The following is a 12,748-nucleotide window of genomic DNA, read 5'->3' as shown; positions in this document are numbered from 1 at the left end:
GGGGATTGAAAATTGGGGTGGGCAAGCGCATCGACGCGCTTTGCAATTCCGGTTTCAATAATTTTGGACGCTACCTGCCGAGTGCCGGGAGACCCGGGCTTGCGGGAAGCGATATTTCGGCGAAAAGGCGAGTAAAATGTCCAACCAATTTGATCAGATACCATTTGGGGCGGCAGAGTTCGCGGATAATCCCGAACCTCGCTGTCCATGCCTCCTTCTGCTCGACACGTCCTATTCCATGAACGGAGCACCGATCGACGCGCTGAACCAGGGCCTTGTCGCGTTCAAGGACGAGCTCGCGGCCGACAGCCTGGCAATGAAGCGCGTCGAGGTCGCCATCGTCACCTTCGGACCCGTCAACATCGTCGCGCCGTTCCAGACCGCTGACCTGTTTACGCCCAGCACGCTGGCGACCAGCGGCGACACCCCAATGGGTGCGGCTATAGAGCAAGGCCTCGAGATGTTGCGACGTCGCAAGGATGAGTACCGCGCAAACGGCATCTCCTATTACCGCCCCTGGGTCTTTCTGATGACGGACGGCGCGCCCACGGACAGCATCGTTGCGGCCGAACACGCGGTCAAATCCGGCGAGGCGGCAAAGGCGTTTTCGTTCTTCGCCGTCGGCGTCGAGGGTGCCAACATGGACATCCTCGCCAAGCTCTCCACACGCCAGCCGCTGAAGCTAACTGGCCTCAAATTCCGCGAGCTGTTCTCATGGCTCTCCGCATCGCTGTCGGGCGTCTCGCAGTCGCAGGTCGGACAGACCGTGGCGCTCCAATCTCCCGCGGGTTGGGCCGAGGTGTGATGTCTTGGCGCATAGCGTCGGCTAGCGCCATCGGCACTTCGCATGTCACGGCCGGCAAGCCCTGTCAGGATAATTCGGTCCATGCCCTGATCGAGGGCATTGAAGGTCCAATCCTCGCGGCTGCTGTCTGCGACGGCGCCGGCAGTGCGGCGCATTCGGAGGTCGGGTCTTGGCTGGCCGGGCAGAACCTGCTGGAGCTCATTTTCGTGCACTTCGCAGAGAACGGCGCGCTCGATCAGATCGACCGGCCAAAAGCGTTGGGCTGGGTGACCGAAATTGCCGAGCGCATCGCCGCTCATGCGCGCGCACTCGGGCACGAGGTGCGCGATTATGCATGCACGCTGCTGGTTGCCATCCTCGGCCCCACAAGCACCGTGTTCTTCCAGGTCGGTGACGGCGCAATGGTTGTTTCGCACGGCAGTGAAGACGGATGGTCCTACGTGTTCTGGCCACAGCACGGCGAGTTTGCCAACACGACCAACTTCGTCACGTCATCAAATGTCGCGGATGTCCTCGAATTCGAGTTCGCGCCGCGGCGCATTGACGAGGTCGCGCTGTTCTCGGACGGTATCGAGAACCTCGTCTTGCACCAGGCTTCGCGCAGCGTCCATCAGCCTTTCTTCGATACGATGTTCCCGGCCGTCAGACGATCGGCGGTGGCGGGCGAGGACTCTACGCTGTCGGATGGGCTGAAGGCTTATCTGCTTTCGCCGCAGATCTGCGAGAGGACCGATGATGACAAGTCGTTGATCCTGGCCACGAGATCGCCAGCTGAAGCGATGGTGGCCGCAAAATGAATGCCAAGGTCCGCGAGGTGTTCACCCTGCGAGGGGAAGCTCTCAAACTTGGCGAAATCGTCGGCCAGGGCGGCGAGGGCGCCGTCTACGACCTGGTTGCACACAAGAACCATGTCGCCAAGATCTACCACCGGCCGCTCGAGCAGCAGAGGATCGACAAGATCCGTGCGATGGGCAAGATCAAGACCGATTCACTCGAAAAGCTGACGGCCTGGCCGACGGGGCTGGTCTGCTCCAAGGACAGCAGGCCCATCGGGCTGATCATGCCGAAGATCAGCGGTCGCAAGAGCATCCATCAGCTCTACAGCCCAAAAAGCCGCAGAACCGACTTTCAGCGGGTTGATTGGCGATTTCTGACCCGTGTGGCGGCAAACACGGCGAGAGCATTTGCGGCCGTTCACGACAACGCCTGCGTCATCGGCGATGTGAACCACGGCGGTGTGCTCGTGGCACAGGACGCTACCGTGCGCCTGATCGACTGCGACAGCTTCCAGGTCTCCTATCTGGGCCAGCAATATCTTTGCGAGGTGGGCATCGAGACCTTCACACCGCCGGAGCTGCAGGGCAGATCGTTTTCGGGCATCGTGAGGACGCCCAATCACGACAATTTCGGTTTGGCCGTGATGGTGTTCCTGTTGCTGTTCATGGGAAAACACCCCTTTGCCGGCCGCTACGGGGGAACCGGCGACATGCCGATTTCGAAGGCGATCGAGGAGTACCGCTTTCCCTACGGGGCGAACGCCGCCGCGGTCGGAATGGCGAGGCCGCCAAGTTCCCCAGAACTCGCCATCGTCGGCCCACGACTTGCAAAAATGTTTGAGGATGCCTTCTCGCAAAGGGGAACGCCGGCTGGCAGGCCCGTGGCCCGGGACTGGGTGGCTGCCCTGGCGGAACTTGAAGCGAACCTCAAGCAGTGCTCCGCCAATTCCAGCCACTGGTCACTTGGCTCATCGCCGTGCCCTTGGTGCAAAATGGAAGGTGCCACCGGCGTCCCGCTGTTCTCAACCGCTGTTCCCTCCGGCGGGGCGACGCTTTTCGATATCGCCGGATTCCAGCGGCAGGTGGACGCCATCCCGCATCCCGGGCCGGTGCCGACCGTCCCCGAGAAGAATTTGACACCCGATCCCAACGCCTTGAAGATCAAGGGGCACGCGCGCCGCACCAACTTTCGGGCCGGAATAGCGGCCGCAGTTGTCGGCGTCGCCGGCTTGATGATGGCGCAGATATGGGTGCTGGGCATCGCCTTGGGGGTCTTTCTGGGACTGAGAGGTTTCCTGAACAGGGACAGTGAGGCTGCGGAATACCGGCGTGTTGCCGCCGAGGCCGCTACCCAATGGAAAAAGGCGGAATCCACATGGATGCAGAGGGCCGGGCCGGATGCTTTCGACAGGCAAAAAACGGTCCTCGCCGGGCTCAGGCGCGAATGGGACATCTTGCCTTCCAAACGGGTAGCCAGGATCTCGGAGCTCGAGCGCAACCGCCGTCAGGCGCAACTGGACCGGTTCCTGGACAACTTTGAAATCTCATCGGCAAAGATCGAGAGCATCGGACCGGGCAAGAAAAAGGTGCTAGAGTCGTATGGCATCGAAACAGCGCTCGATGTCGAGAGAAACAAGCTTTACAGCGTGCCCGGATTCGGCCCCAAAACGGCGCAGAAGTTGTTGAATTGGCGAAGGTCCGTCGAAGCCCCCTTTGTCTTCGATCCCTCAAGAGCGATCGATCCACGTGATATCGCGCAGATTGACCAGGACATTCTCGGCGACCGCAAGCGGCTGCAGGGCGCCTTGGTTCTCGGTCTTGAGCAGCTCAAGCAGACAAGAGCCCAGATCCTTGCCGCCCGAGAATACAGTCGTCCGGAAATGGAGCGATTGCGGCTGGCATGTGATCAATCCGCAGCCAACGTTGCCGCGATTTCAGGGTAGTCTTGGTAGCGCTGTGGGATCGTCAGTCACTCGAAGGGGCACGCCGGTCTGACGTTGAAGTGACCTGATGTGGTGGACGGCCTCCGCTCCCGGCATCGCAATGTGCCAAAGTGTGGCTGTCGAAGGTCACATGAGGGAGAGCCGTCCATGGAGAAGGTTAGCACAATCGGTCTGGATGTCGCCAAGCACGTCTTTCAGGTGCACGGCGTGGACGCGGAGGGCGCGGTGGTTGTGCGCCGAAAGTTGCGTCGCGACGGCGCCTGGGCGTTAGCGGGGTCCGAGCATGTTATATTCGACGACGACGAACTGGTGACGAACCGCGTTAGCGATGAGCCCGCCCGTTACACCTCCTGTGACGCCTGCCACCGTTGCACCAACGATCAAGGTGCCAAGACCCGCACCGGAGCCGGCCCCGTCCGCAACAAGAACCGCGCCTCCCGTTCGCCAATCCTGAATGTCTTGACGTGTTACAGGCGCCGTGCCGGTCTTGTCAGCGCCTATAGTCACAACGTCCTGAAGCCTTGTTCCGTCCGCCAGTCGGCAAGGCGCCAGTACTGTGCCCCCGATACTGTGCAACCTGTGAGCACAACGATGCTTGCCACCAATAGTGGCTTAATTCTTGGTCGACCGCCGATGAAAGACGAAAAATGAAAAATAAGCGCGTTGAAATAGACCCCCCATGCAACGCCATCTTTGTCGACGAAATCCCCCCGCGAACGACTAGCAGATGGAGGATCGTCCGCCTCCCCCAAACGGGGGATGTTGAGCCGTTAGAAGTGGTAAATGGTGCAGACTTCATGCAAAGGCTGGCAACCCATCAACGCTTGTGCCACGTTTGCCGCCGGGTTTGGGAGGGCGATGGTGTTAGCCATAGGGCGAAGGGAAATTCACACTTCGATTGTATCTCCTACCGTGGGGCGTCCATGAGTACTTCAGTTGGCCCCAATGCGAGCGATCATGGCGTCGAGTGAAAAGCAGTTGTCGTCTCAGATTGCAGACCTCACCACGGTCATCAACGCTGCAGCCTGTGATGCAAATCGCTGGACTGACGTTGCCGTGGCGATGCAGAGCTTTATCCCTGGATCAAAGATCTTGTTTCAGGTGGTGGAGAAAGAAAGCACCGTTGTGCATCAGGTTGTCTATTCAGGCTTCAACGACAAAACCATTCAGGCATACGGTGATCATTATTGGAAGCTTAATCCCTGGACTAGCGGTACGAACGAGATGCATATGTCGTCGTTCAAAAGCTCGTCAGAACTATATCCTGACAAATTGTTGAGGAAGACGGAATTCTTCACGGATCTTGTGGATCCGGAGCGTGAGTGCGATGGAGCCACGGCTCTGAAATTTGCAGCGCATAGCGATCGATATGCGATTCTGGCCGTGCACCATGATTTCCGGCATCATGAGCAGATCCATGCTCGAAGTCGAGCCTTGCTTCAGACCGTTGTTCCTGCCCTGCGAACAGCGCTCGAATTAAACCGTCTCACTAACCCAACGTTTCATCTCCCAGGAGGACGTGGGCTAATCGACCAACTCGTCGACGCGGCAATGGTCGTTGATCAAGATTGTCGACTTCTGGCGTCCAACGTGCCTGCAAACCGGGTTTTAACCGATGCCCGGGTTTTGTTGGTGAAGGCGAAGGACACAGTAGAGATCAAGGACTCGGAGGCGAATGCGGCCTTCGCCCGGCTTGTCAGAGATAGCTGTGCTGTTTTTCAGGACCGGGCCAGGCCGAACGATTTGATCGTGAACACCCGATCGGGAGGGTACATCATTACGTGCGTGCCGATGGCGATAGAGCAAACAAGTGCGCTGCCAGCAGGACTCTTGTCGATTTTCGCTCCAAGAACGGTATCCTTGGTCATAGTCCGCCCTCGCGCAAGTCAAGACGCCTCAATAGTAGTTGGCGATCTGCGTCGACATTTTGGCCTTACTACCGCGGAAGTCGGCCTCATTCTAGAATTTGGACGCGGCGGCACCCTGTCGGAAATCGCCGATCGGCTTAGGGTTTCGCGGTCGACCGTCCAATCGCACCTCAAGTCGATCTTTGCTAAGACTGGCACCTCCAAACAGAGAGATGTCGTCACGCTCGTCACAAGCCGTGCAGCTACCGGCAGGCAGTTTTCTGTCGATGATTGAATAGGATATTGGTCGACAATGGCCGCATTCTTGCTCGGTTAATCTTCAGAACTGCACTTGGGATCGCCGAAAGCGCATGTCTTGAATTTCGATCGTTCGTCCACGCACTTATCGATGACGGCCTGCACCTCGCGCCTGCAGGTTGAAATGTCCTCGTCGTTGTAGGACGAGGCGCAACCTCGAAGCTCCTCCGCGTACATCTCGTCGCAAATCTGCACCGGAGTGGCTCCGGCGGGATTTGATACAAGTAGGAGTAGAATGGCAGCGAATGAACGAAACATCTCGCGTATCTGCCGACTTATTCCAGTCTCTACTGAGAGCAAGCGCCTGCTTGTTCTTGCCGAGCTTCGTTGAGGTGTTCCCTGAACGAGGCTCGCATTTTCCTGAGGGCGGGGGTGTCTTTATCGCACCTCTCTAGCAGGCCAAGCGATGTCGAGAACAGCAGCACGCCATCATTGGCGCTACCGCAGACACCATTGTTCTCATGGGAGTTTATGGTGTCGACCGTGGGCTGGATGAGGCGCGTAAGTTCATCATCTGTGCATGCCGCATCGGCTCTTGCTGGCTGGGCAAAACTAAAGGCAAGAGGCAATACGCCCAATAAAAGCGCCGCATACGTCGAGACTTTTGACATCGTTCAATCTCCGTGCTGTTGTTGCCTGTGTTTCCAAGGATGTTCGGATGCCGTCTGCGTCAGTTAACCTTGTAGTTGTTTCGCATTTTCGTTATGAATGGATCCGGCTCGGAATTGTTTGTTTCGTTGTGCGCGCATTCGACGGCACGAGCTTGCTGCTCTTCAAGAGCCTGGGCAGCGTTCCGCTTTTCAGCCCGGTTCGAACTTGGAACTGAGTCGTAATATTGCTTGAGCTCGAAGACGCGGTTGACCTCGGCACCGCAGCTCCCCGCATAGGCTTGGATTGACATGGCTGCAACGATCGACACGGAAAGCAGCGTCGGGATGAGTAATCTAAGCATGGAATTGATCTCCTTCATGTTTCGATCGGGTGTCTGTCTCAGAACTTGTTTTCAGTCGCTTGGCAAACGCCCGTCACGATCTTACTCGGGTCGCCGTTGTCGATGATCTGTATGCGGCCCGTTCCGCGATCGATCGAAAACAGGCTGTTGGCCCTCGTGAACGTGATCGTCGATTTGGAGATCGCCACGCCTCGTTGCGGCTCTGCGCCCATCAACAGCACTGATCGCGCATCGACGTCGACGGTCATCGTCAGGTTTGGCGGATTCTTCAGGTCGTTGCCGTTGACGTCTTTCATAAGAAGGCAGGACAGCGTCATCTCGCCCGCGACGGCAGGAACATTCGGAGAGAAGGCTATCGCCAGCCCGGCGCAAACTATGTAAGCAACGGGCTGAGCGTGCCGCCTTGGCGTATGTCCTGAAGTTGCAACATTGCTCTTGGCCATTTTGCCCGCCCCCGATGTAACGAGTTGAGCAGTTCCATAGGGCCGAAACATCCCTCGTTCGGGGGAGAAAGCTTGATGAACTAGTTTATTTTCGGCTCATTCCGAGTAGAAAGTGGCTTCGAATTACTGTTTACTTGGTATTCGGGGATCGACTTGCGAACTGAACGTGAGGCTGGCGCGGGGCAGATTGAGGACGGTTGCGCCACAGACGCGGCGGCTTGTGATGGCGCCAAGTGGGTCGATGTGGCAGATGCGATCCCCAGTAGCAGCCGTGCGTTCAGAGCGTGGAGTCCTTTGCGGTAGCGCAAGTAGGACATCCCGGGCTCGCCTCCCGATCAATCTTGGCGTTTTGCGCCGCTGTCGGTCCCCCGGCTGCTTGAATATTCACCCGGTTGATCGAACAGGAGGCAGCGCTTCTGGGACTGGGTAAATCCGAAAGCGATGCATTGATTCTGTGACGAGCAATCCCGCTCGCACTCGTCGCGGCTGCGGGCAGTAAGCTCCCGGAACCCGTTCCCCGAAAAAGCCTTGCCGTTGAAATATTCGAAATAGGTAGCTGAGCCCGAAGCGGAGGGGGTTTCACTCCCCGACATGACACCGCTGGTGGCGCGGGCATTCATCGAGAGTTGGCCGGGTCGCTCCTTGAGGAAGCACTTCCGGTTCCATGCGTCGTAGGTGAAAGCCTTGCACCAGCCTTGTGAGGCCTGGCACATGGACTCGCACTGTTCCACGCTCTCCGCTTGACGGGTCTCGGCTGCTTCACTCTTGAGGTCCCTGTTGAGGAAACGCCTGAAAGTGACAGGAGGTGGCGTTACGGCCACTGCCTCCTGCTCCGGCGGGCTAGGCTGGGGCGGCGGTTCTGGAGCCTGTGGAAAGGCAGGTGGATTGGTTGGCGGACGGTAGCCAGTGACAAGGCCGCGGGTGGCGGCCGTATGTCCTTGGCTTTGCTCCGCGCCCTCTACGCTCGCGAAGAGCCTGCAGACGCTGCCATCCGACGAATGGTCAAAGCCTGCACATCCCGAGCGCGCGGAACAAAGGTCCCTGCAGGATTCCAGGGGCAAGCTGACTGTAGCACTTACGACCCCGTTCAGGAACGTCCGTGGGTATCGGAAGAGTTCCTCGGTCGACTGCGCGTTCGCTGGCCGAACTCCGGACGATAGAACCACAGCAGCCACAATTGCGCCAACCACTTCCAAAAGAAGTCCAGCGATTCTGGCGTAAGAGCGTTGGCGGCGAATGCGGTTCGCGAACGTCCTCGGACAAGGAGAATGCATGTCGGCTGGTGGCTCGGATACCTGGCACATCTGCCGATTGTTCATCTGTGACATTGGTTGCCTTTCTCCGCCGCTTTCTCGAACAGAATCTCAAAAGCTCCCGGGGCCGCTCACCGGACATTTCCGGGATGCGAGTACCGAGAAGGTCCCGAAATGGTTGTTGCAGATGCGGAACTTGGGCTGCCGTGCCGCCGGAGCTGGCGCCGACGGAGCTGGCGAGACTGGTGTTGGCTTTGCTGTCGGCCGCGGTTTTGTCGCCTCGCGTTTTTTCTGACGTCTCGGCTTCGCGCGGACGACCGGCGCAGGCTTGCGTGTCTTCTGCGATGTGGCGCTTTCCTGCTTCTTCGCTTCCGACGGCCCTTGGATAAAAGGCTCTGTCGTCTGAGCCGCGATCGGCGGATTGGCTGGCGGATGGTAACCCGTGACCAGACTGCGAGTGCCGGCGATGTAGTGCTGGTTTTGGCTCGCGCCGCCGACGCTCGCGAACAGCCGGCAGATTTGGTCCGACGACGAGTAGTCGAAGCCGAGGCAGCCTGACCGTGCCGAGCAGAATTCCTTGCAGGACTCCAGCTGCACGCCGACCGTGGCGCTGACGGTCCCTTGCAGGAGAGTCTGCGGGTAACGGAACAGATCCTCGGACGATTGGGCGTTTGCAGGCCGTACTCCGCCCGACGGAACAACTGCAGCCGCAATTACGGCAACCATTCCCAAGACCAGTCCGGCGGCTCTGTCGCGAGGACGGTCTCTGCGGAGCGGACGAACGGCAACGAGTCTGGCGAGCCATTCGAATTGTCGCAACTTCACTTCGTGGTCCTCCTGAATAAATCGCGCGCCCGCTCGAATTCACATGCCGGGCGAGCAAACCGCGTTCGCGGGCACTTGGAAAACGCCTCTTACAGTCGTGCACATCTTGAATCGACCCTGCTTCGCGGCAGGCTTTCTACGCTGCGGCGAAGACGGCGCGGCGGCAGGCGGCTTGGGCGCGACGGAAGGCGGCGCGGATTTGCGAACGCTGTTCTTTCGCGAGCTTTTCGCGGCTTCGGTCGGCTTCGGAGAGGGCGCTTCACGCGGCGCCGGCGCTACCGCCTCTGCTGGCTTGGGCGATGGAGCCCCCATCGGGGGGTTGGCAGGCGGACGGTAGCCCGTGACGAGACTCCGGGTGCCGGCGATGTGCGGCTGGCTCCCGTCCGCGCCGCCCACGCTCGCGAACAGCCTGCAAAGTCCGTCGGACGACGAGTGGTCGAAGCCGACGCATCCTGAACGCGCTGAGCAGAGTTTCCTGCAGGTATCGAGCGGAAGGCTGACCGTGGCGCTGACGGTCCCCTTCAGGAGGGTCCGCGGATAATCGAAGAACTCCCCTACCGACTGCGCGTTCGCTGGCCGAACTCCGCCCGACGGAACGACTGCAGCGACGATAGCGACTGCCAAACCCAAAAGAAGCCCCGCTATTCCGTGGCGAAGACCACGCGCCAGCATGTTTCCTCCTTCCTGGGCAGCCTCGCGCTTACCGTTTCCGTACAATGGTCGTTTCCTCGGAAACGGCCGGGGCCAACTTTCTTTTCAGGCGCATGACGTTTTCATAGGATTTCTGTATCCGCTCGAGCATTTCCGGGTCCTTGCGCGCTGCTTCAGACAGGAGGGCGGCAACCTTTTCCGGGACCAGTGGGTCTGGATGTTTGTCGTTGGCGAATATCAGGATGTCGTTCCCTGCCCGAACGGCTCGCAGCACCGAGTCCTCGAAGCTGATGTTGTCGGTGATGGCCTGCATCTGCATGTCGTCGCTGATGACCACGCCCTTGAAGTGCATGTTGTCCCGCAGCAGCCCCGTCAACGTCGCGCGGGAAAGCGAGGAGGGGATTTCGGTCGAAAACGAGAGCTTGTCATTTATCACGTGCGCGGACATGACCATGTCGACATCCCCCGACGCGATCAGGTTCTTGTAGGGGAGAAGTTCCTTATCGCTCCATGTCTTGGAAACGTCAGCCATGCCCTTGTGGCTGTCCTTGGTGCTGGAACCGTGTCCTGGGAAGTGTTTCAGGGCCGTTAGCACTCCCTTCGCCCGATGCGCTTCGACGAAAACTTTCGCGTATGCCTCGACCGTCTGCGGATCGGCGGAAAAGCTCCTGCCAAGCTTGCCGATGATGGGGTTCGCCGGGTTGACGTTGACATCGACGACCGGAGCCAGGTTGAGGTTGAACCCCAGGCCCGAGAGGGCGGAAGCGAGGTTCTGGTAAACCGCGCCGGCCTTGGCGGGACTCATTGACTTAGCCACAGTCGCCTCGCTCGGCGTATCCTTGAACCCCATGGCGCCCGTGAGCCTCTGGATGCGGCCGCCCTCCTGGTCGACCGCGATCAGCAGCGGGGTTGCCGCGAAGCGCTGCAGGCCTTCGTTCAGTTGCCGCACTTGCTTCAGGCTGTCGATATTGCGCCCAAGATAGATGACGCCCGTTATCTTTCCTTCTTCCGCCTGCCCGACGACCCTCGCGTAGCCCTCTGCATCCGGCTCGCTGCCGACGAAGCCAACCAGCACCATCTGCCCGATCATCTGTCGCAGCCTGGCGTCGTCGATTATGCTGTGCAGCTTGGCGGTTTGAATGTGAGCTCCCGGTACCGGGTCAGCCTTCAGCGACGAGGAAAGGCCAAAGAGGGCGCATGCGAAGGCGATGTAAGATGTGATCCGCTGCGGCATGTCTCAGTCCCTCGGAGCGACAGCACGCACGAAGTCGGGAGTGACCGTCCGGCTGTTTTTTCGCGCCGACGTCATGCCTTTTCTCCGCACTGGATAGAGGTTTGTTCCGTTGACCAGGAAACATCGGTTGGGCCGCACGGTCACCCAGGTGAATCCGCCGCAACCACCGTCAGAATTACATTGCTGCATGCATTCCTGGTACGAGATGGCAGCTGACTCCATGCTATTTCCAATGAGGCCGCTCGTAGTGAAAAGCTCCCAATCGGCATTCAAGGTCGGAGGAGGGGCCGATGGCTTGGCCTTGAAATAGAGGCCGGACCGTCCCAACGGGTAGGACTGCACGAAGTCGAAGCCGGATTTCAGGAAGCATCGGTTCACTTCCTGGTTATAGGTGAACGCCCGGCAGGAGGTTCGGCTGTCACACAGGGCCGAACAGCTTTCAGCATTGGGCGCATCCAGGCCTTTCGTAACGATGTCCCCGCCCCAGAGGTCAACGCCGTTGAAGGACGCGTAGTACCAGGACTCGGCGTTGGCGGGATCGCGGTAGCCCGGAATCTTCTGGCGCGCGCCGCCCGTCGAGAGCGGATCGGACTGCGCTGACGCGACTGCTGGAAACAAGCGGCAGAGATTGGTCACGGAGGAATGGTCGAAGCCGGCGCAGCCGGAACGCTCCTGGCAGATTTTGCGGCAGTCATCCAAAGGCCGCCGGAACTCGGCGCTGGCGCTTCCCCTCAGCGCCGTCCCTGGATAATCGAGGAATTCGCCGCCGGACTCCTGTGCTGACGCCATCGGAGCAATTCCGGGCATCGCAAGCAAAAGCGACAGCAGAAGCAAGGACGATGCTATCCCCGCCGCGGCCATGCGCAACCGACGACCCTCCTGCCGCATTCCCGCTTCCCCCCTTGCCCAACCCGTGAAACCGATACGAAAGCGCGGCCGGGTCAAGGACTGATCGATCCTTCGCAGTAGGTAGTGCGAAGGAAATTCTCGTATGCGTTGGCGTGGTTCGAACCCGTGTCGCTGGCGTCGAGGCAAAGCGAGCTCAGCAGGTTGTTGGCTTGCGCATTGCCCTCCAGCGCGAGCTCGAAATACGAACGCGCCGCCTTGTTGGAGTCGATCGCGTCGACGCGGTCCGGCGCGAAAGTCCTTGGGTCGTACCATTTCGCCATTTCGAGTTTCGCGTCCTGATTGCCTCGCTGCATTGCGAGATTGATCGCCTGCAGCCCGACGCTCCGGTCTCCGCGCTTGAAGGCCTCCTTGCTCAGGGCGAAGAGCTCATGGCCGTCGGTGTCGGTCTCCTTGAGCTTCGCCAGCCTGGCTGCAAGCGGAGGATTTGTCGGATCAGTGTAGTTCGAAAGCAGGCTTCGCGTTTCCGCGGTCGAACCCACGCTCACGCGTCCGGCTCCTACGCTCGCGAACAGCCGGCACTCGTCCTTTTGGGAGTGGTCAAACCCCTGACATCCGGAACGCGCCTCGCAGAGCTTCCGGCATTCTTCCATCGGCTTGGAAAACTGGGCGCTGACGATCCCGTTCAGCAGAGTGTCCGGGTAGTTGAAAAGCTCGTTGGCCGTGGAATTATCCTGTGCTCCCGCCGACAGGGTCAGGCTCAGCAGCATTGTGGCGGCCACAGCGGCCATGTGCCCCCTGAAGGAGAGAAAATATTTGTCTAAGCTGCTCTTCAGCATGCTTTTGTCCCTCTGA

Annotated in this window: 13 protein-coding genes and 2 pseudogenes; 5 read left to right on the top strand and 10 right to left on the bottom strand. The window is 59.4% G+C overall.

The genetic code is table 11. The features are described from left to right. Positions 1–238 precede the first annotated feature (238 nt). The 5 genes and pseudogenes from EB231_RS32005 to EB231_RS31985 all read left to right on the top strand — a co-directional run bounded on the left by EB231_RS32005 (position 239) and on the right by EB231_RS31985 (position 5,666). A complete protein-coding gene (locus EB231_RS32005; protein WP_246740804.1) occupies positions 239–805 on the top strand; it encodes a vWA domain-containing protein in 567 nt (188 codons plus the stop codon). After that, positions 790–1,602 (top strand): PP2C family serine/threonine-protein phosphatase, encoded by an 813-nt coding sequence (locus EB231_RS32000; protein WP_172352335.1) that lies wholly within the window; start codon positions 790–792, stop codon positions 1,600–1,602. The genes EB231_RS32005 and EB231_RS32000 overlap by 16 nt, the downstream gene beginning before the upstream one ends. Then, the gene (locus tag EB231_RS31995) at positions 1,599–3,524 is read left to right on the top strand and encodes a helix-hairpin-helix domain-containing protein (RefSeq protein WP_172352334.1); all 1,926 of its coding nucleotides are present in this window, start codon (positions 1,599–1,601) and stop codon (positions 3,522–3,524) included. The genes EB231_RS32000 and EB231_RS31995 overlap by 4 nt, the downstream gene beginning before the upstream one ends. A gap of 147 nt (positions 3,525–3,671) precedes the next feature. Further along, a pseudogene (locus EB231_RS31990) lies at positions 3,672–3,776 on the top strand (IS110 family transposase); the annotation flags it as partial. Between the two features lie 705 nt (positions 3,777–4,481). Continuing rightward, complete coding sequence (locus EB231_RS31985; RefSeq protein WP_172352333.1) at positions 4,482–5,666, top strand: helix-turn-helix transcriptional regulator; 1,185 nt, start codon at positions 4,482–4,484, stop codon at positions 5,664–5,666. Between the two features lie 310 nt (positions 5,667–5,976). Here the strand turns inward: EB231_RS31985 and EB231_RS31980 are convergent, their stop codons facing one another. The 10 genes and pseudogenes from EB231_RS31980 to EB231_RS31940 all read right to left on the bottom strand — a co-directional run bounded on the left by EB231_RS31980 (position 5,977) and on the right by EB231_RS31940 (position 12,732). After that, positions 5,977–6,300: a hypothetical protein gene (locus EB231_RS31980; protein WP_172352332.1), complete on the bottom strand. Its 324-nt coding sequence runs from the start codon at positions 6,298–6,300 to the stop codon at positions 5,977–5,979. Positions 6,301–6,359: 59 nt separating this feature from the next. Further along, complete coding sequence (locus tag EB231_RS31975) at positions 6,360–6,659, bottom strand: hypothetical protein (RefSeq protein ID WP_172352331.1); 300 nt, start codon at positions 6,657–6,659, stop codon at positions 6,360–6,362. A 20-nt stretch (positions 6,660–6,679) separates the two neighbouring features. Then, positions 6,680–7,084, bottom strand: coding sequence for a hypothetical protein (locus EB231_RS31970; protein WP_172352330.1), 405 nt, complete (start codon positions 7,082–7,084; stop codon positions 6,680–6,682). A gap of 335 nt (positions 7,085–7,419) precedes the next feature. Further along, complete coding sequence (locus EB231_RS35330) at positions 7,420–7,905, bottom strand: PAN domain-containing protein (RefSeq protein ID WP_246740803.1); 486 nt, start codon at positions 7,903–7,905, stop codon at positions 7,420–7,422. A 189-nt stretch (positions 7,906–8,094) separates the two neighbouring features. Further along, a pseudogene (locus EB231_RS35625) lies at positions 8,095–8,358 on the bottom strand (hypothetical protein); the annotation flags it as partial. Positions 8,359–8,448: 90 nt separating this feature from the next. Then, a complete protein-coding gene (locus EB231_RS31960) occupies positions 8,449–9,063 on the bottom strand; it encodes a PAN domain-containing protein (protein WP_172352329.1) in 615 nt (204 codons plus the stop codon). A gap of 138 nt (positions 9,064–9,201) precedes the next feature. Further along, positions 9,202–9,834: a PAN domain-containing protein gene (locus tag EB231_RS31955; RefSeq protein ID WP_172352328.1), complete on the bottom strand. Its 633-nt coding sequence runs from the start codon at positions 9,832–9,834 to the stop codon at positions 9,202–9,204. A 28-nt stretch (positions 9,835–9,862) separates the two neighbouring features. Then, positions 9,863–11,047 (bottom strand): glycoside hydrolase family 3 protein, encoded by a 1,185-nt coding sequence (locus tag EB231_RS31950; protein WP_172352327.1) that lies wholly within the window; start codon positions 11,045–11,047, stop codon positions 9,863–9,865. A gap of 3 nt (positions 11,048–11,050) precedes the next feature. Next, positions 11,051–11,935 (bottom strand): PAN domain-containing protein, encoded by an 885-nt coding sequence (locus EB231_RS31945; protein ID WP_246740802.1) that lies wholly within the window; start codon positions 11,933–11,935, stop codon positions 11,051–11,053. Between the two features lie 53 nt (positions 11,936–11,988). After that, positions 11,989–12,732: a PAN domain-containing protein gene (locus tag EB231_RS31940; RefSeq protein WP_206681876.1), complete on the bottom strand. Its 744-nt coding sequence runs from the start codon at positions 12,730–12,732 to the stop codon at positions 11,989–11,991. Positions 12,733–12,748 lie beyond the last annotated feature (16 nt).

The organism is Mesorhizobium sp. NZP2298 (assembly GCF_013170825.1).
In the GTDB taxonomy this organism is placed as follows: Bacteria; Pseudomonadota; Alphaproteobacteria; order Rhizobiales; family Rhizobiaceae; genus Mesorhizobium.
This window is presented reverse-complemented; position numbering and strand designations above follow the sequence as displayed.